Here is an 18,415-nt window from a genome sequence, read left to right as displayed (position 1 = left end):
CCTGAGTCATCCGTTGACACCGAAACGGTCCTCGCAGGGAAATCCCACATGCACACCAGCACGAATCTCGGCCGCCGCCTCGTCCGCGGGGCGGTCGCCTGTTTGGGGCTACTCGCCTTGGTCGAGGGCTCGCAAGCCCGCGCCGCCGACGAGAAGAAGATCACGTTCGAGGATCACATCCTCCCGATCTTTCGCGAACGTTGTCTCTCCTGTCACGACGCCTCGAAGGCTCGGGGCGACTTGACGCTCGCGACCTTCGACGCGGCCCTGGCCGGTGGTGGTTCGGGCGAAGTCCTCATGGCGGGCGATCCCGACGGTAGCCGATTGCTGGCCCTGATCACCGGCACCGAAGAGCCGAAGATGCCGCCCAACGGCAGTGTCCCGGCCAACGAGATCGCCTTGGTGAAGGCCTGGATCGCCGGCGGGCTGCTCAAGGATATCAACAGCAAGCCCCTAAAACCCTCCAAGCCGAAGAACGATCTCTCGCTTGGCGACGCTCCCACTGGCAGGCCCGAGGGTCCGCCGCCGATGCCGGAGAATCTTCCGCTCGAACCGGTGGTGCACACGTCGCGTGCTGGTGCGATCACCGCGATGGCCGCTAGCCCATGGGCGCCGCTGGTCGCGATCGCGGGGCACGAGCAAGTCGTCCTCTACAACCCCGAGACCTTCGAGCTGCTGGGTATTCTTCCCTTTCCCGAGGGAACCGCGCATGAGCTGGCGTTCACCCGCAACGGCAAGTACCTGATGGCTGGCGGCGGTTTCGGGGCCGAACTCGGTCGCGTGGTGCTGTGGGATATCAAGAACGGCAAGCGCGTCATGGAGGTTGGCGAAGAGTACGACGCGGTCCTGACTGCCGATATCCGCGCCGATCAAGCCAACGTCGCGATCGGTGGAACCGACAAGCTCGCGAAGGTTCTCGACACCGGTTCGGGTGAACTGCTGCACACGCTCAAGAAGCATACCGATTGGGTCATGTCGGTCGCGTTCAGTCCCGACGGCGTGCTGCTCGCCACCGGCGACCGCGCGGGCGGTCTGGTGGTCTGGGAAGCCGACACCGGACGCGAGTTCTACGTCCTCAACGGGCACAAAGCCGCGATTCAAGACATGGCGTGGCGGCGTGACTCGAACGTCCTCGCCACCGTCGACGAGGCCGGGCAGGTCCGTCTCTGGGACATGCATCAAGGCAAGCCGATCAAGAACTGGGGAGCCCACGGTGGCGGCACCCTCGCGGTCGACTACGCGCACGACGGCCGCTTGGTCACTTGTGGTCGCGATCGCATGGTCCGCGTCTGGGATGGTAATGGCAAAAAGCTTCGCGATTGCCAAGCCTTCGGCGATATCGCGATGCAGGTCGCGTTTCACCACGATGGCAAGAAGGTGATCGCGGGCGACTGGACCGGCGACATTCGCGTCTACAACGTCGACGATGGAAAGCCCGTCGGGACCCTGACCTCCAACCCGCCCCCGATGAGCCAACAGCTCGCTCTGGTTCAGAAGGCCTTCGCCGACCGGCAAGCGGAGTTCACCAAACTCAGCGACGCCGCGACCAAAGCGAAAGCCAACGCCAACCAGAAGACGGCGGAGCTCGCCGCCGATCGTAAGGCGACCGAGGAGGCCAAGGGCAAGATCAACGCCCACAAGAACGAGATCAAGCAACTCGAGAAGAAGGTCGCCGACGGCAAGAAGGCTCTCGGCGAACAACGCAAACTCGAGGCAGCGAAGAAGAACGAAACCAATCAGAAGAACCGAGCGGTCAGCACCGCGGGCAACGAGTTGAAGAAGGCCCAGCAATCGCGCGAGAAGTTGGGCAAGGAACTCGCAAGCAAGGAAGCCGACGCGAAACGTCTCGCGGATGAAGCGTCCAAACGTGACGCGGAGTCCAAAGCGAAGGCCGACGACGCCAAACTCAAGCAAGTCGCGCTCAAGGCGATCGAGGCCTCCAAGAAGGCGGCCGTGGCGGCGGTGGAAGCCAAGTCGCGCGTTGCTGGGGCCGACAAGCTCGTCAAGGAGCGTCAGGACGCCCTGAACAAGGCGAAAGCCGACGCGGAGAAGACCTCGAAGGAGTTCGCCGCTGCTCAAGCCCAGGTCGCATCGACCAAGAAGATGGTCGACGATGCCATCAAGCGGGTCCAGGCCCTCAAGAAGGAATTGCCCGGCATCGAGAAGTTCGTTCGCGACGCTCCCAAGCGAATCAAGTCGCGTGAGGACTCGCTCAAAGCCGCCAACGAGGCGCTCGCCAAGGCTCAGAGCGCCGCCAACGCCAGCAAGGTCCAGCTCGATATCCTGCAGAAGCGTGTCGAGAAATGGCAGCAGGCCCTCGCCAAGCAGCCCGGCGGCCAGGCGGTCTCGAAACGCTAGCGTCGTGATGGGTGAGTTCGTTCCACGAACGTGCATCTAGATTGTACGGGAGCGTGCCGAATCAAAGGCGGTTCCCCCATGCTCACGTCAAGCGTGGTCATGGCACGCAACTTGGCTGAGTGGCACTGGCTGCTGGTCAGCCGGTGCTGAGCGGCTTCCCCTCGGCCGACCATCGGAACTCATTCGCGATGGCGCGTTGCCCCCTCCTATTGCGACGCGCCGTCGCTCCTTTCTTGGCCTCGGCATTTCCCTCACATCGCGGTCAGATCGTGTCTTCCCGCCGCCATTGAGATGGCTCAAACGGCCACGAACCGCTATGCTCGTCCGCTATCAGGGTCACTTTCAGAGGGCGGGGACGGGCATGCCGCGTTGTTTGATTACCGGAGGAGCGGGATTCATCGGTTCCCACTTGGCGTGTGGACTGGTGGAAGAAGGCTGGGACGTCGTCGTCCTCGATCTGCTGCGCACCGGCCATCGCCGCAATCTTGAGAACGTCGCCGATCGGATCGCCTTTCGCAAGGCCTCCGTCCTTGACCGGACCGCGCTGGCCGAGGCGATGACCGGCGTCGATGTCGTCTTTCATGTCGCCGCGATGGTCTCGGTCCCGGAGAGTATCGCCGACCCCGTTGGGTGTCACGAGATCTGCGCGACGGGAACGCTCAACATCCTCTTGGCGGCGAAGGAGGCGGGCGTTCGCCGGGTCGTCTACTCGGCCAGCAGCAGCGCCTACGGGGATGCCGCCACCTGCCCGATTGCCGAATCGAGTCTTCTGGAACCGAAGTCACCCTACGCCGCCGGCAAACTCGCGGGGGAGATGTACTGTCTCGCGATCGGCGGGACGTCGGAGTTGGAGACGGTGCGGCTGCGGTATTTCAACGTCTTTGGCCCCAGGCAGGATCCCTCGAGCCCCTACTCGGGCGTCATCTCGCTCTTTTGCACCGCGATGCTTCGCGGCGATCGCCCGACCGTTTTCGGCGATGGACTACAGACGCGGGACTTCATCGCGGTTGAGGACGTGGTCCGAGCGAATATTCTCGCCGCCACGACGGAGGGACTCGACGGCGAGGTCTTCAACGTCGGCACCGGCAACCGGATCTCGGTGCTCGACTTGGTCAGCACGCTCAACGAACTGCTCGGGAAGTCGATCGAACCGGTCATGGGCCCGCCGCGCGTCGGCGATGTTCGACACAGCCAAGCCGACATCAGTGCGATGCGCTCGCGGCTCGGCTTCGAACCGACGATCGGTTTCAAGGAAGGGCTCGCCCGAACGCTCGACGACTACCGGACCACGTCATAGTCCTCGAAAATCGCCAACCGCCCGTGTCACCTCTGGGAGCCATTTCAACGCTCGCGCGGGGGGCCTCAAGAGGTGTTGGGTCAATGCCCACGCTGGCGTGAGCATGCGGGTGACGCTTCGATCCGCCGACAACGTTCCCCCTTCGTTCCCCCTTGGCTAACCCGCATTGGTGGGGACGGTGGCGGGAAGGGCGAAGGGATCGGCCCAGTATTGGGCCAGCAGCATCGTGGTTCCGAACCCGGTCACTCCCAGCACCACGAGCAGGACCGTCCAGGACTTGAGGGTCTCGGCTTCGGTCATGCCGCCCATCTTCGCCACGATCCAGAAGCCGCTGTCGTTCATCCACGACCCGACGAGCGAACCGCTGCCGATGGCGGTCGCGAGGTAGACCGGGTGGTAGCCGAGTTCCTGGAGATTCTCGGGGAGCATGCTCGCGACCATGCCGGAGCCAACGAGCATCGCGGCGGTGCTCGATCCTTGGGCGACTTTGAGGATCGCGGCAACGCCGAATCCCAGGACGAGGTACATCATGCCGTCGATGTTGCCGGTCTCGCCGAAGAGGCGCTTGATTTCGTCGCCGATCTGGGCTTCCTTGAGCATTGCTCCGAACGATCCTCCCGCGGCGGTGATCAAGATGATCAGCCCGCCACTGAGCAGCGACGACTCGACCAGCTTGCTCATTGAGGAGAACGAAAGCTTTCGTTGACGTTGCAGAATCCACATCGCCAGCGCCGCGGCGACCAGCAGCGCGAAGTTCGGGTCGCCGATCAACTGCGTGAACTTGGCGAAGTCCTCGAAGCTCGACGCGGGGATGAGAGGCGTCTTCTCGCCGTCGACGACGAGGTCGACCTCGGCTCCTTCCTTTGGTTCGGCTTGAGCTGGTTTTTCGTCGACGCCCTTCGCGTCCTTGGGAGCTTCTTTCGGGTCCGCCGGTTGTTTGGCGTCCGCCGTCTTGGCGGGTTCCTTGGCGTCGGCCTCCTTCGTCGCCGGGGATTCCGGCTTGGGGGTCGGTTGCTTAGGCTCGACTGTTGAGACCGGTTGGGCGTCGGGAGCATCGGCGGGAAGGATTGCGTTCTCGATCGGCTGCTCCCCCTCCGCCACCGCTTGCTCGGTCGCCGCGAGAACCTCCTTCTGGTTCTCGAGCAGGTTGTTGGTCACCGTGTTGGTGCTGATCAAGAGGACCGGCAAGAGGACCGGGAGGATGGCGATCCACAGCGAGGGAAGCTGCGAGTCCTCGAGCGGTTCGGTCTCGGTCACGCCCTCAAGCTGTCGCAAGGGCACGTTCATGAACAGGTTGATCAGCGAGGCGAAGATGATGCCGCCGACGATCGCGGAGGGGATTGCGACGAGCGCCCCGATGAGCATCATCTCGCCGATGTCGACGCCGAGGTTGCTCGCGACCGCCAGGGGACCGGGCGTCGGCGGGACCAGCGTGTGGGTGATCGCTCCGCCTGCGGAGATCGCCATCAGGTATTTCAGGTAGTCCTTGCCGGAACGGCGTCGCAGCGCCCGCGCCAGAGGGACGAGCAGGTAGAAGACGGTGTCGAAGAAGACCGGCACCGAGAGGACGAAACCGCTCCCCATCAGCGCCCAGGAGGCCCGCTTCTGGCCGAGGGCGTTGCAGAACGCTCGGACGATGCGATCGGCCGCGCCACTGTCCATCAAGCAGCGACCGACGACCGACGCCATCGCGATGACGATACCGATCTTCGCGGTGGTCGACCCGAAGGCCTCGGCGACGCGCTCGACCTTGCTCTCGATCGTGCCCGGTGCCATCAGGCTGACAAAGAGGGCCGCGGTGATCAGCGCGATGAAGGCGTTGATCCGCAGGACCATGATCATGCCGATGACGGTGATGATGCCGACCGCGAGGATCGCGAGTGGCGGCATGGCGACGAACGAACCGGCGATTGTCGTCCCGACGACGGTGAGGACGACGAGCAGGCAAAGGAACTTGGCGATCGAGGACAATCGGAACCCCCAGGACTTTGTCTAACGCCTCTCGGGAAAGAGAGGTCGCCGGCGTGGACGACCCTCCTTTCCGAAGGACTGGTAACAGCGTTTCCTATTTCTCGGCCAGGTCGACGCGAAGGATCTTCTCGTCGTTGCGGGAGTAGACGCTCTTGTTGGCGTAGGCCGGATGCGACCAGACCACCTTGCGACGCCGGGCCCGATTGGTCGGCTCGATCAGGAAGGCGCGACTGATCTCCTCGTAGCCCTTGGGCGAGAACTTCGCGATGATCAGATCGCCCTGTTCGTTGGAGAGGAAGTACCGATCTTCGTGCGGGACGATGAAGGCGTTCCACCAGCGCCCCTTGCCGGTCGGCTTGTAGGACTCCCAGATTCGTTTACCGCTCTCGGACTCGAGGCAACGAAGGGCGCCGTAGCTCCCGACCCCGTAGAGGTAGTTGTCCTTGAAGACGGGCGTGCACATCACCGCGTGCAAGCCGTCGGTGTTGATTTCGCTATCGCTTTGACCTTCCCAGAGCATTTGCGCGGTCGGTTTGTTGGCGGCGAGCTTCATCATCAGTGGGCCGTCGTAGAACGCGGAGACGAAGAGAAGGTCTTTCGCGTCGTTCTGGATGGGGGTCGCGATCGACATGCCGTAGCGAAGTGGCTGGTTGTACTTGTGCTCCCAAAAGAGATCACCCGTCTTGGGATCGAGGGCGTAGAGGCCGTAGGGATCCCAGACGATGAGCTGGCGCTTGCCGCCGGCTTCGAAGATCATGGGGGCGGCGTAGCCGGGGTCGACCGCCTCGAGGGCGCCCCAAACCTCCTCGCCGGTCTCCTTGTTGAAGGCCATCACGCCGCGTTTGTCGCTTCCGCCCACCAGAAGAATGACGTTGTCGCCGTCAATCAGGGGCGCGGCGGCGTAGCCCCAGGCGTTGATTTCGGCGCCGAAATCCTCGAGGAGGTCCTTCGACCAGAGGACCTTGCCGCTCTCGGCATCAAGGCAGAAGAAGTTGCCCATCGCACCTAGGGAGTAGACCTTGCCGCCGTCGATGGTCGGCGTCGCCCGCGGGCCCGAGGGATAGCTGATGCGGTAGCGGCAGGGATATTCGTGCTTCCAGAGAAACTCGCCCGTCTTCCCGTCGAGGCAGAGGACGCGTTCGTTGCCTGGCACCGGGGTCTTGTCGAAGGGGTTCTCGGGATTGGCCGCGTCCTTGGCGAGTTGGCGATCGGTGACGTAGACCTTGTCGCCGACAACCGCGGGGCCGGCATAGCCCAAGCCGATCGGGGTCGACCACATGGGTTCGAGTTTCGCCGGGAGCTTCTTGACGATGCCCGTCTCACGCCAGACGCCGTCACGCTCGGGCCCACGCCATTGCGGCCAGTCGTCGGCCGAGGCGGTCAGGGGCAACGCCAACACGAACAGGACGAAGGGAAGTCGTCGCATGAACACTCCTCTCGAAATTCGCGGATAGGACTACCAAAGTGCCACCCTCTATCGCTTATGGAATCTCGGCGAAAGTGCATCGCCACGTCGTCGCCCCCGGGTTGGGGATGGCGTGCGCGAGACCTTGCCGACGAAGTGGCGGGGCGTCGCGTCGTCACGAGTTTGGAGTCCAGACCGACCCGGATTCTAGGCTAGGAGCGGGCGGGACGCAATCGGTGGTCTGCCGAGACGGGGAGCTTCTGATGCTTGGGGCCGTTGGCCGTCTTGCGGACGAGGACGCATTTGGCCGAAATCCCAGCCTGATTGGCTCGGAAGTCCGAAGTAGGTCAGGCCATGTCCTGACCTACGGTAGGACGAACTCCATGCGGCCGCTCTAGCTGACCTCTCCCCGTGGGAGAGGTCGTCGAGCGAAGCGAGACGGGTGAGGGGATGAAATGTGTCGTGTAACGCGGCGTTTGGTTAGAAGAGAACCCCCTCATCCCTAACCCCTCTCCCACGGTGAGAGGGGAACAAGAGGCTCGCTCCCATTGGGAGGTAGGGCACCAAGGGTGCCGGCCGACGTTCGTGTCAGGCAATAGCCTGACCTACGGTTGGACGAACTCCATGCGGCAGCTCTAGCTGACCTCTCCCCGTGGGAGAGGTCGTCGAGCGTAGCGAGACGGGTGAGGGGATGAAATGTGTCGTGTATCGAGGCGTTTCGTTGGAAGAGAACCCCCTCACCCCTAACCCCTCTCTCACGGTGAGAGGGGAACAAGAGGCTCGCTCCCATTGGGAGGTAGGGCACCAAGGGTGCCGGCCGACGTTCGTGTCAGGCAATAGCCTGACCTACGGTTGGACGAACTCCATGCGGCAGCTCTAGCTGACCTCTCCCCGTGGGAGAGGTCGTCGAGCGTAGCGAGACGGGTGAGGGGATGAAAGGCTATCCTAGGGAGGAACATATCCCCCCCAACAAGTCGTCGGAACGTGCCCGCGCAGAACCGTGAACGTGGCACCGAAGAGCGCTCGAGGTTGAGTAGACATGGCGAGGACGCGGCGGGGAAGGGCCGCTAGAATGCCAAGACGATGCCTTACGAACTCGACAATAAATTGGTGGTCGCCATCTCCTCGCGAGCGTTGTTCGACCTGGATCAGTCTCATCAGATCTACGAGCAGGAGGGCTTGGAGGCGTATCGCGCCCACCAGGCCGAGCACGAGGATGAAGCTCTTCTCGCCGGGACCGGCTATCCCCTCGCCAAGGGACTGCTGGCGCTTAACAAGGCGGGCAAGGGGGAAATGGTCGAGGTCGTCCTCATTTCCCGCAACGACGCCGACACCGGCCTGCGGGTGATGAACTCCGTTGAGCATCGGGATCTTCCGATCGAACGGGCGGTTTTCACGGGAGGGCGGGCCCCGTTCGAGTACCTACGTCCCTTCTCTTGCGATCTTTTCCTCTCGGCCAACGAGGACGATGTTCGCCAGGCGCTCAAGTCGGGCTTCGCCGCCGGGTTGGTCTACCAACCGCCGGTGCCGAACGAGAACGACGGCGAGGAGGTGCGGATCGCCTTCGACGGCGACGCGGTCCTCTTCTCACCCGAAGCGGAGCAGATTTACCAACGCGAGGGGCTGACCGCGTTTCATCAACGGGAGAAGGATTCCGCGGAGATCCCGCTCGAGCCGGGGCCGTTCAAGCCCTTCCTCGAGAAGTTGCACGCGATCCAGCGGAATTTCAGCGAGCGGGAATGCCCCATCCGGACGGCGCTGGTGACCGCTCGCAGCGCCCCAGCCCACAAACGCGCGATCAAGACGTTGCGGGCTTGGAACGTTCGGCTCGACGAGTGTTTCTTTCTCGGCGGGGTTCGCAAGAAGGGGATTCTCGAAGTCTTTAAGCCCCATATTTTCTTCGATGACCAGAGTTTGCACTGCGATCCGGTGGCGGTTCGGTTGCCGACGGCCCGCGTGCCCAGCGACGAGCAGGAGCCGAAGAGGAGTCCCGCTCGCAAGCGACGTCCGAAAAGGAGGGCCGCAAAACCGTAATTCCTTAACACTGGGCCAATGAGGGTGTTGAGTTAAACGACGCGGGCGGATAACCTTAAAGACTGGGGCTAGGAACTGATCGAGAGGGGTTGTCATGAGAACGCTCTTCTATGGTGCCGCTGTCGCACTTCTCTTAGCGGCATCGACCTCGATGGCTTGTCCACGTTCGTCGTCGAGTTCCCCGTCTCCATCGGAACCGACGCCGCATTACACGCCGACCGAGCAGCCTGGTAGTGACGATGGCTGGACGTTGGCGAGTGTCGGAGGTGTTGGGATCGGCGGCGCCTTGTTGGCTGGCGGCATCGTCTTGGCCGCGCGCCGCGTCTAAATGAAGGAATAGCCATGAAGAGGTCGATGGTTGTTGCTTTGTTCGCAGTCCTGGTGCCCTGTGGCCTGGCGCTTGCTTGTATTAACGACAGCCAAACCAATCGCGCCGAACAAGAATTCCGTTCCAGCTACGAGAGCCAATCGACGCCGCTGGACTCGTCGAGTCCTACGGAGAGCCCCAAGCCGTCTCCGTTGGCGGACTGGGGCGGCGTGCTGATCGGTGGCGGACTGCTGGCCGGTTCAATTGTCCTCGTGACCAAGAGAGCATGAGGCGTAGCGTAGGCGGATGGGTATGTCGGAGCAGGAGGGTGGTTCGTCCCGGGGATTGGTGCTGATCGCAGCGCTGATTGGCGGGGTGATTGGCTGTATCGTCTCCTTTCAGAGCGCGCCACGCGAGCAACAATACGTGCTCATTCCGGCACCGCATCTCATCGCCAAGACCCCCGAGGCGACCCCACTACACTTCGCGATGGTGCACGACGTCCTGCACCAACGCTATCCCGTCCATGGTTCGTCTTATTATCTCGCCCGCAACCGCGCCCGCCGCGAGGCCTTGCGGTCCGAGGACGCCCGTCGTTCCGCCAACGAACCTCCGTCGTTGGCCTACCTGACCAACATGGATGACTTGGCCGTCGGACACGAGCGTCTCGGGGAATACGACGAGGCGATCGACCTGATGCGCCAAAAACTCAACCTTCTCAAACGCTACTATCCGGCGGCGGAAGCCGAGTCTCGAAGTGACGACTCCGGCGAACTCAGCGAAGAGGCCCTGGCCCTCTACCGAGCCCACGCCAACCTTGGAACCTTCCTCATCCACGCCGGGTTCAAGCCAGCGATCAACGGCGACCCCAAGGGACGAGATCTGCTGCTCGAGGGTATCGGCCAAATCCGTCGTTCGCTCGAGATCAACCCAGGGGCTCACTTCGACCGCGAGGAGTGGCAGATCATCGCGGTCCTCTCGCTCCTCGAAGCGATCAAGGATCATGGGCGGTTGCTGCGCTATGACATCGTCGGTGGCCGGTTGGATGAACCCTTGGACGTTCGCCGCAAGGCCTACGATCGCGAATGGGTCTATATGGCGCGGAGTCTCTTTGGGTCGCTCGAGGGGATTCCCGAGAACGACAAAGTCGACGACATGCACCGGGAAGCCGCTCGCGAATCGATCACGCCAGTCAATCTCGTCGATCCGGCGAGTTCCAACGGGGCAGTTCGCGAGGTCCCTTTCGACGAACCGGTGCTCGGAATCCTCGGGATGTGGACGCTGGGAGGCGGGCCGAACCCCCACTTCGCGTTGGCCTTGGGCGGGCTGATGGAACGCGTCGGGCAACGCTACCTCGCTTGGGATGCGTATCAGCGCGCCGCCGACATGTCCGAACGCTTCTGGCCCGATTCGAACATTCAGCAGTCCTTCATCGACTACTGTTACGAACGCCAGCAAGCGATCGAGCAGGAGATGGTCGACGAGGGCTACGCCAAGGACCGCTACGCGATCCACGCGGAACTCCAGACGCGCCATGAGCAAGAGCTGGCGCGCGGGCAACAGTACCAAGAGGACTATCAGGAGTTCGAGGAGGGCCGCCTTCGCGAAGGCGTTCCGCTCGATCACCCGGACTTTCATCGCCCCTTTCACGAGCAGCGGGGACCGATCGCGTCGCCCATCGGGCAAGCGGACCTGGCGGATGTGCCGGGGAGCAACGACCGCGTGCTTCGCATCGAAAGCATCTTGGGCAACACGATGCTAGGAGCCGGGATCGCGGGATTGTTGGTGGCCCTGCTCGTTCGCTTCTCGGCCCGGAACTAGGCTCCGTCTCAAAGCGCGGCTCTGGCTTCGACTCGCTGCATCGGCACGGGACTTTGCCGGGCTGTACCGATTGGCTGAGTCTCGGGCCGACGACCTACTTTTGAGACGAAGCCTAGCAGGACGCGCGTCCTATCCAACCGTCGATTCTCTCACCTCACGCGGTGGGACCTTAGAACTCGGCGCTGCCTGGCGTGCGGGGGAAGGGTATCACGTCGCGGATGTTCGCCATCCCGGTGCAGAACTGAATCGTGCGCTCGAACCCAAGCCCGAACCCGGCATGCGGGGCGGTGCCGAACTTGCGGGTGTCGAGGTACCACCAGTAGTCCTCCTCGGGGAGCCCCATCTCCTTCATCCGTTCCTGAAGGCGATCGAGGCGCTCCTCCCGCTGGCTGCCGCCGATGATCTCGCCGATCTTTGGAACCAACACGTCCATCGCGGCCACCGTCTTCCCATCGTCATTCTGCCGCATGTAGAAGGCCTTGATGTCCCGCGGGTAGTCAGTGAGCACCAGGGGCCGCTTGACGTGTTCCTCGGTCAAGTAACGTTCGTGCTCGCTCTGCAAGTCGAGCCCCCACTCGATGGGGAACTCAAACGACTTTCCCGACTTCGAGAGGATCTCGATCGCATCGCTGTAGCTCATCCGTTCGAACGGGGATTCGACGATGTGCCGGAGCGTCTCGATGGCGGTCTTGTCGATCCGCTTGTTGAAGAAGTCCATGTCGTCAGGGCATTCGCTCAGCACGGTCGAGAAGATGTGCTTGAGGAAGGCCTCGGCCAAGGCGACATCGTCGTCGAGATCGAAGAAGGCGCACTCGGGCTCGACCATCCAAAACTCGGCCAGGTGCCGGGTCGTGTTCGAGTTCTCGGCCCGAAAGGTCGGCCCGAACGTGTAGACGTCCGAGAGGGCGAGGGCGGCGGTCTCGGCGGAGAGTTGGCCCGAGACCGTCAGGCTCGTCGGCTTGCCGAAGAAGTCCTGCGCGAAGTCGATCTCCCCCTCGGCACGCGGGGGATCGCCGGCGTCGAGGGTCGTCACGCGGAACATCTCGCCCGCTCCTTCACAGTCGCTGGCGGTGATGATCGGCGTGTGCAGGTAGACGAAGCCGCGCGACTGAAAGAAGTCGTGGATCGCCCGCGCCATCACGTTGCGGACTCGCAGGACCGCGCCGAAGGTGTTCGAGCGGGCTCGCAGATGGGCGATGCTCCGCAGGAATTCCATCGTGTGCCCCTTCTTCTGGAGGGGGTAGCCCTCGGCGTTGCCGTAGACGTGAACGTCCTTGGCTTGGATCTCGAAGCGTTGGCCCTTCCCGGGGGAATCGACGAGCCGACCGGTGACGCGGACGCTCGCTCCGGTTTGCAGGGCTTTGACGTCGCGATCGTAGTTCGGGACGTCGGCGTCGACGACACATTGGATGTTGTGGATGATCGAGCCGTCGTTGATCTCGAGGAAGGAGAAGCCCTTGCTATGACGGCAGGTCCTGACCCAGCCGTGGATCGTGACCTCGCCTCCCGCCTCGGGACGCTGGAGAAGCTCGTTGATGCGCACTCGGTTCATGGCAAGTCCGCCGCTTGATGGAGTCAGTCGAAGAGTTGTCGCACCTTGAGGCTAAACCCGTCGAGCAACCCAGGGAATGTCAGTTCTTCGTCTTCCTCGACCATCGTGCCCGGATCGTCGGCGCTGAAGACGCGAAGCGACCGACTTGCTGGATCGACGACGCAGACGACCTCCACACCCGCGCCGAGGTACTCAGCGACTTTTCGCAACAGGCCTGGCCAGCGATCGTGGGGGGAGCGGACTTCAAAGACGAGTTCTGGTGGCGAAGGGTTGGGGTCTTGAGGCGCTGGCCCCTTGGGCATGCGTTGGTAGCTGTAGTAAGCGACGTCGGGGCCACGAAGAGTGTCGGGATGACGTTCGGTGATGACGCCGGAATCGTTGGTGATCACCCGGCCGAGATCGTGGCGTTGAAGGTAGATCCCGAGCTCGATGCAAAGGCGAGCACAGATATCGCCGTGGCGAGGAGAGGGACGATTCAAGGGGACGATCACCCCGCGAACGAGTTCGGTCGGTTCGTCGATGTCCGGACGGTCGAAATAGTCTCGTAGCGTGATCGGCTTTTCCGCGGTCGCCATCGTATGTGCCCACCGATCGTGTGTTAGGCATGCCTCCAAGGCCGTGTCCCGCGAAAGGACACAGCCACCTGAAGTTATCCTACACCCTGGGGGTGCGTCGCTAAAGCCTACGCGGCGCCGATGGCGAGGGCCGATTGAAGCTTCTCGACCGAGTTGACGTTCTCCCAGGGGAACTCGTTGCGGCCGAAGTGACCACCTGCGGCGGTGGCCCGGTAGATCGGACGCTGCAGGTCGAGGTGCTTGATGATGCCACCCGGAGAGAGCGGGAAGACCTCGCGGACGGCGGCGGCGATCTGGTCGTCGGACGCCTTGCCGGTGCCGAAGGTATCGACGTAGACGCTGACCGGCTCGGAGACGCCGATCGCGTACGCGAGCTGAACCTCGCACTGGTCGGCCAAGCCGGCGGCGACGATGTTCTTCGCGACGTGACGCGCCATGTAGCAGGCGCTGCGATCGACCTTTGTCGGATCCTTGCCGCTGAACGCTCCACCGCCGTGACGGCCGCGGCCGCCGTAGGTGTCGACGATGATCTTCCGGCCGGTCAGGCCGCAATCGCCGTGCGGTCCGCCGATCACGAAGCGTCCGGTCGGGTTGATGTGGTAGGTCACGTCACCGGAAAGAAGTTCGGCGGGAATGACCTTCTTAATGACCAGTTCCTGGATCGCTTCTTCAAGTTCCTTGGAACTGACCGCTTCGTCGTGTTGCGAGGAGATGACGATCGTGTTGACCCGCTTGGGCTTGTCGTTCTCGTACTCGATCGTGACCTGGCTCTTTGCGTCGGGCCGCAGGAAGGGGACCTCGCCGGAGAGGCGGATCTCCGCGAGACGGTTGACGAGCCGGTGCGAGTACTGGATCGGCATCGGCATGAGCTCTTCGGTCTCGTTGCATGCGAAGCCGAACATGAGCCCCTGGTCGCCGGCCCCAATCTCCTTGCCCTTGGCGTCATCGGAGTCGACCCCCATCGCGATGTCGGCCGACTGGCGATCGAGCGAGACCATGACCGCACAGGTGTCGGCGTCGATGCCCATGTTGGAATGGGTGTAGCCGACTTCCCGGATGACGTCGCGAACGACGGTGGGGTAATCGATGCGGGCGTTGGTCGTGATCTCGCCGGCGATGATCGCGACACCGGTGGTGACCATCGTTTCGCACGCCACGCGGCTGCTTGAGTCCTGGGTCAACAACGCATCGAGGATACCGTCGGAGATCTGGTCGGCCAGTTTGTCTGGATGACCCATCGCGACCGATTCACTTGTAAACAGATATGACCCAGACGGCATGCTTTGCTCTCCTGAATGTGTGGCTCGTGTTGGCTCGGGACGGATGGAGCACGCGGCAAACCAACCTTGGTGGGCTCCGCGTTGACCTCTCGCGAAACGCGTTTCGCATCCGTCGTTCGATGGCCGAGGGACATGGCGGGCAACCGTGCCGTTCCCAGGCGGAGCGTGATTCGCTCCGGCCGTTGCTTCGTGCCAATCGTGACGATTATAGGAATTGCCCCCTCCGGCACCAGACGGAGGCAGCGGGAATTGCTGCCAGGCGAAGGCAAAGGAAATTGCTACCAGGCTCTTCCCGTAGGTCAGGCTATTGCCTGACTCTTGGCGGCCGACCGGCCCTCGCGGCAGATTATGGCGTGACCTACGATTCAAAAGGATCGCGGAGAGATTGGGGAAGGTCGGTGAGCGAGTCGCGAAACGTGGGATAGGCCAACACGACGCCAAGCTCCTTACGCATCCGCGTGTTGGCGACTCGGCGGTTACCTCGGCCGCGGGCCTTCGTCGCTTCCGGATCGAATCGAGGGGGCGAGTACCCCAAGCGGTCCGCCAGGGCTTCGTACATCTCCCCGCGGGTGACGGGGTGCCCGTCGGAGACGACGTAGAGATCGCTCAACGTGGTCGCTCGCGCCGCGGCGTCGACAGAGCGGGCCGCGTCCTCAACGTGAATCAAGTTCACCAGCCCATCGGGACTGCCCGGAATGACCTCGCCTCGCTCGAGCCAGCGATTGCCGATCATACGCTCCGGTCCATAGATCCCCGCCATCCTCAGCACCACGGCGTCGACACCCTTGCTTGAGCCGTAGTCCCGCACGAGTTCCTCCGCGTCGAAGCAAGCCTGAGCGCTCCGGTCGCTGGGATTGGTCGGCGTCGTTTCGTCGACCCACTCCCCCTGGTTGTCCCCATAGACCCCCGTGCTTGAAACATAGAGGAACCGTTTCGGCTGGGGCAAGCATTTGAGCGTCCGGCGGAGCCCGTCGACGTAGACCTCGTCGATCGTCCGATCTTGGGAGCGATCGAACCCGACACAGAAGACGACGGTCTCGACTTGCGGGAGTCGCTCCTCGATCGGTTGAAGGACATCCCACAGGACCGGTTCGACGCCCAAGGAACGCAGTTCGCCCACGCGTTCTCGCTTGCGGGTCGTGCCGAAGACGCGGTCGCCCGCCTCGATCCAGCGCGCCGCCAGCGGACGTCCGAGGAATCCCATCCCAATGATCAGCCGCGAGTTCGAAGATGAAGACACTGTTTAAAATCCATAAGGGATGGGGGATGGCTCAATCTCACGACCGCGTCACCATAGAATGGTCAAGGATGAGATCTTGAGTGCTCCATCCCGAGAAAATCAAGGATTTTCGACCGTCGTCGTTGGCGGTCTCTCTGTAAGTCGTTTTGCGGGATTGGTTTGCGGCTTCGGTGGTTGCCGCGAGATCGGTCTAGGGGCGATTGGGGTTTTTTGGTAGGGTTCGGCGGCTCCGAGGGATGTCGGACCGTCTTCTTGAGTCGAACGCGTTTCAGATGGCAGCATGGATTGGCGACAACAACTCGGCGGACCGCGAGTTTGTCTTCCTTGGCACGGGCACGTCAGTGGGCGTCCCCGCCATTGGTTGCAAATGTCGTGTGTGTCTGTCGGACGACCCCAAGAACAAGAGAACCCGCAGTGGAGCGGTCATCCATTCCCGCGCGGGAACGGTGCTGATCGACACGCCGCCCGATCTGCGAACGCAGCTCTTACGCGAGCGGATCGATCTTGTCCATGCGGTTTTGTTCACGCACCAGCATGCCGACCACGTGTTCGGACTCGACGACTTACGCATCTTCGGGAAGTACCTCGAGGCGGAGGTTCCGGTTTTCTGCGACCCTCACGTCGAGGAGTTCATCCGGACGACGTTTCGCTATGCCTTCGATCCGATCGTGTTGAAGTACCCCGCCGGGGGGGTGCCACGATTGGCGTTTCATCGGGCACGGCGGCCGTCGTTTCAAGTGTTGGACCACCAGGTCACGCCGATTCCGTTGCGTCATGGCCGCTTCGATGTCCTCGGCTTTCGGATCGACGGCTTGGCGTATTGCACGGACGTCAATCTTATTCCCGAGGAGAGTTGGAAACTGTTGGAGGACTTGGACGTCCTCATCCTCGACGCGCTTCGTTTCGAACCGCATCCAACGCACTTTTGTTTCGACGAAGCCTTGGCCGTGATCGATCGGGTTCGCCCTCGTCGAGCGATCCTGACTCATCTCTCGTGCCGACTCGATCCCGAAGTCGCTCGGACGCGACTTCCCGATCATGTGACGCTCAGTCACGACGGGATGCGCGTACGCTTCTAAGGGAGGTAGTTCGATGAGCGCCGAAGCAGCGATCGATCGCGAGCAGCTTCGACAGGCGGAGCAGGAACACTTGGTGCGGTTCTGGGACGAACTCGATCCCCAGACTCGGCGGGACTTGGCCCAACAGATCAGCCGAATCAACTTTTCCAAGCTCAAGGAACTCTGGGAAGGGTCGCGAACGAAAGCCGAGGAAACCGACCCCGAACGGATCGAGCCGATCGGCGCGGTCAGGCTTCCCACCAGTGACGCCGATCGGCAGCGCGACGAGCAAGCGCGCACCGTTGGGCTCGAGGCGCTTCGCGCCGGCCGGGTCGCCGCGGTCTTGGTCGCGGGCGGGCAGGGGAGTCGGCTCGGCTTCGAGCATCCCAAGGGCATGTACCCGATCGGGCCGGTCGCCGGGACGTCGCTGTTCCAACTCTTCGCCGAGAAGATCCAAGCGTGGCAACGTCATGCGGGCAAGGTCATCCCCTGGTACGTCATGACGAGTCCGACCAACCACGAGGAGACGGTCGCCTACTTTGCCGAGCATCACCACTTTGGGCTCGAGTCGGACCAAGTGACTTTCTTCACGCAAGGGACGATGCCGGCGGTCGATGCCGAAACGGGACGTGTCCTGTTGGCGGAGAAGGGGAGAATCTTCACGAGTCCCAACGGTCATGGGGGTTCGCTGCTGGCGCTCCGCGAGGAGGGCGTGCTTGACGACATGAAGAAACGCGGCATCGATGTCGTCTATTACTTTCAGGTCGACAACCCGATGGCGCAAGTGCTCGATCCCGAGTTTCTCGGGCATCACCTCGCCAGCGAAGCGGACATGTCGGTCAAAGTCTGTCGCAAGCGGCATCCGGGCGAGAAGGTCGGCGTCGTCATCAACTACGATCGCGACACCTCGATCATCGAGTACACGAACCTGCCGAAGGAGATGGCCGAGGAGACCGACGAGGAGGGCCAGCTTCGCTACTGGGCGGGCAATATCGCGATCCACGTGTTCCAGCGACCGTTCCTCGAGCGGATCACGTCGGAGGGGCTTTCGCTTCCGTTTCACTGTGCTCACAAGGCCGTGCCCCACGTCGACGACGAAGGGCGGGAACAGACGCCGTCGGAGCCCAACGCGATCAAGTTCGAAATGTTCGTCTTCGACGCGATGCCGATGGCCGATCGGGTGTGCGTCGTCGAGACGAGTCGCGAGCGGGAGTTCGTGCCGGTCAAGAACGCGACCGGGCCCGATTCACCCGACGAGGCCCGCGCGGCGCTGGTTGCCCAAGCGGCCCGTTGGCTTCGCGTCGCGGAAGTCGGCTATCCCGTCGACGCCGACGGCGAACCGGCGTTCGCCATCGAGATCAGCCCGCTGGCGGGACTCTCCGCGGAGGAGTTCGCCGAGAAGTTGCAAGACAAGCAGCCGGTCAGTCGTCCCACCTGGTTCGGGGCAAGCGGTCGCAAGGAGTACGACACGGTCTCCGTGAGCTGACACGGTACCGTCACTCGAGCCGAGTCAACCC

Annotated in this window: 14 protein-coding genes; 8 read left to right on the top strand and 6 right to left on the bottom strand. The window is 62.8% G+C overall.

Annotated elements, in window-relative coordinates; translation table 11 throughout:
* Positions 1 to 48: 48 nt before the first annotated feature.
* Together Pan216_RS24015 and Pan216_RS24010 are read left to right on the top strand one after the other, a co-directional pair.
* Positions 49 to 2,358, top strand: a complete 2,310-nt coding sequence (locus Pan216_RS24015) for a WD40 domain-containing protein (protein WP_145262132.1) — start codon at positions 49 to 51, stop codon at positions 2,356 to 2,358.
* A gap of 361 nt (positions 2,359 to 2,719) precedes the next feature.
* Positions 2,720 to 3,655, top strand: coding sequence for an SDR family oxidoreductase (locus tag Pan216_RS24010; protein WP_145262130.1), 936 nt, complete (start codon positions 2,720 to 2,722; stop codon positions 3,653 to 3,655).
* Between the two features lie 156 nt (positions 3,656 to 3,811).
* Here Pan216_RS24010 and Pan216_RS24005 read toward each other — a convergent pair whose 3' ends face one another.
* Positions 3,812 to 5,626, bottom strand: coding sequence for a GntT/GntP/DsdX family permease (locus tag Pan216_RS24005; protein ID WP_145262128.1), 1,815 nt, complete (start codon positions 5,624 to 5,626; stop codon positions 3,812 to 3,814).
* Between the two features lie 94 nt (positions 5,627 to 5,720).
* Positions 5,721 to 7,052 carry an outer membrane protein assembly factor BamB family protein gene (locus Pan216_RS24000; protein WP_145262126.1) on the bottom strand — a complete coding sequence of 444 codons (1,332 nt, stop codon included), beginning with the start codon at positions 7,050 to 7,052 and terminating at the stop codon, positions 5,721 to 5,723.
* Between the two features lie 1,062 nt (positions 7,053 to 8,114).
* Between Pan216_RS24000 and Pan216_RS23995 the strand changes: the two genes are divergently transcribed.
* From Pan216_RS23995 to Pan216_RS23980, 4 genes are all read left to right on the top strand, one after another.
* Positions 8,115 to 9,065 carry a 5'-nucleotidase gene (locus Pan216_RS23995; RefSeq protein WP_145262124.1) on the top strand — a complete coding sequence of 317 codons (951 nt, stop codon included), beginning with the start codon at positions 8,115 to 8,117 and terminating at the stop codon, positions 9,063 to 9,065.
* A gap of 94 nt (positions 9,066 to 9,159) precedes the next feature.
* Entirely contained in the window at positions 9,160 to 9,393 is a 234-nt protein-coding gene (locus Pan216_RS23990) for a hypothetical protein (RefSeq protein ID WP_145262122.1), read from the top strand.
* Between the two features lie 14 nt (positions 9,394 to 9,407).
* On the top strand, positions 9,408 to 9,662 hold the full coding sequence (locus Pan216_RS23985; protein WP_145262120.1) for a hypothetical protein: 255 nt from the start codon (positions 9,408 to 9,410) through the stop codon (positions 9,660 to 9,662).
* A 22-nt stretch (positions 9,663 to 9,684) separates the two neighbouring features.
* On the top strand, positions 9,685 to 11,193 hold the full coding sequence (locus Pan216_RS23980; RefSeq protein ID WP_145262118.1) for a hypothetical protein: 1,509 nt from the start codon (positions 9,685 to 9,687) through the stop codon (positions 11,191 to 11,193).
* 169 nt (positions 11,194 to 11,362) lie between these two features.
* Here the strand turns inward: Pan216_RS23980 and asnS are convergent, their stop codons facing one another.
* The 4 genes from asnS to Pan216_RS23960 all read right to left on the bottom strand — a co-directional run bounded on the left by asnS (position 11,363) and on the right by Pan216_RS23960 (position 15,840).
* Positions 11,363 to 12,745 (bottom strand): asparagine--tRNA ligase, encoded by a 1,383-nt coding sequence (asnS, locus tag Pan216_RS23975; RefSeq protein WP_145262116.1) that lies wholly within the window; start codon positions 12,743 to 12,745, stop codon positions 11,363 to 11,365.
* Between the two features lie 23 nt (positions 12,746 to 12,768).
* Positions 12,769 to 13,320 carry a Uma2 family endonuclease gene (locus Pan216_RS23970; protein ID WP_145262114.1) on the bottom strand — a complete coding sequence of 184 codons (552 nt, stop codon included), beginning with the start codon at positions 13,318 to 13,320 and terminating at the stop codon, positions 12,769 to 12,771.
* Between the two features lie 107 nt (positions 13,321 to 13,427).
* Entirely contained in the window at positions 13,428 to 14,600 is a 1,173-nt protein-coding gene (metK, locus tag Pan216_RS23965; RefSeq protein ID WP_145262112.1) for a methionine adenosyltransferase, read from the bottom strand.
* A 358-nt stretch (positions 14,601 to 14,958) separates the two neighbouring features.
* A complete protein-coding gene (locus tag Pan216_RS23960) occupies positions 14,959 to 15,840 on the bottom strand; it encodes an SDR family oxidoreductase (RefSeq protein ID WP_145262110.1) in 882 nt (293 codons plus the stop codon).
* Positions 15,841 to 16,112: 272 nt separating this feature from the next.
* Here Pan216_RS23960 and Pan216_RS23955 point away from each other — a divergent pair, with 272 nt between their 5' ends.
* Together Pan216_RS23955 and Pan216_RS23950 are read left to right on the top strand one after the other, a co-directional pair.
* Positions 16,113 to 16,919 (top strand): MBL fold metallo-hydrolase, encoded by an 807-nt coding sequence (locus tag Pan216_RS23955; protein ID WP_145262108.1) that lies wholly within the window; start codon positions 16,113 to 16,115, stop codon positions 16,917 to 16,919.
* A gap of 13 nt (positions 16,920 to 16,932) precedes the next feature.
* Positions 16,933 to 18,384, top strand: coding sequence for a UTP--glucose-1-phosphate uridylyltransferase (locus Pan216_RS23950; RefSeq protein ID WP_145262106.1), 1,452 nt, complete (start codon positions 16,933 to 16,935; stop codon positions 18,382 to 18,384).
* The last annotated feature ends 31 nt before the right edge of the window (positions 18,385 to 18,415 follow it).

It is taken from the genome of Kolteria novifilia, assembly GCA_007748055.1.
Taxonomy (GTDB): Bacteria; Planctomycetota; Planctomycetia; order Kolteriales; family Kolteriaceae; genus Kolteria; species Kolteria novifilia.
The sequence above is the reverse complement of the archived record's forward strand: the minus strand, read 5'-3'. Positions and strand labels throughout refer to the sequence as shown.

Coding starts and splice junctions, on each gene's coding strand:
- Pan216_RS23985 (WP_145262120.1), top strand. CDS start 9,408: ATGAAGAGGTCGATGGTTGTTGCTTTGTTCGCAGTCCTGGTGCCCTGT.
- Pan216_RS23995 (WP_145262124.1), top strand. CDS start 8,115: ATGCCTTACGAACTCGACAATAAATTGGTGGTCGCCATCTCCTCGCGA.
- Pan216_RS23980 (WP_145262118.1), top strand. CDS start 9,685: ATGTCGGAGCAGGAGGGTGGTTCGTCCCGGGGATTGGTGCTGATCGCA.
- asnS (WP_145262116.1), bottom strand. CDS start 12,745: ATGAACCGAGTGCGCATCAACGAGCTTCTCCAGCGTCCCGAGGCGGGA.
- metK (WP_145262112.1), bottom strand. CDS start 14,600: ATGCCGTCTGGGTCATATCTGTTTACAAGTGAATCGGTCGCGATGGGT.
- Pan216_RS23990 (WP_145262122.1), top strand. CDS start 9,160: ATGAGAACGCTCTTCTATGGTGCCGCTGTCGCACTTCTCTTAGCGGCA.
- Pan216_RS24010 (WP_145262130.1), top strand. CDS start 2,720: ATGCCGCGTTGTTTGATTACCGGAGGAGCGGGATTCATCGGTTCCCAC.
- Pan216_RS24015 (WP_145262132.1), top strand. CDS start 49: ATGCACACCAGCACGAATCTCGGCCGCCGCCTCGTCCGCGGGGCGGTC.
- Pan216_RS23970 (WP_145262114.1), bottom strand. CDS start 13,320: ATGGCGACCGCGGAAAAGCCGATCACGCTACGAGACTATTTCGACCGT.
- Pan216_RS24000 (WP_145262126.1), bottom strand. CDS start 7,052: ATGCGACGACTTCCCTTCGTCCTGTTCGTGTTGGCGTTGCCCCTGACC.
- Pan216_RS23955 (WP_145262108.1), top strand. CDS start 16,113: ATGGCAGCATGGATTGGCGACAACAACTCGGCGGACCGCGAGTTTGTC.
- Pan216_RS23950 (WP_145262106.1), top strand. CDS start 16,933: ATGAGCGCCGAAGCAGCGATCGATCGCGAGCAGCTTCGACAGGCGGAG.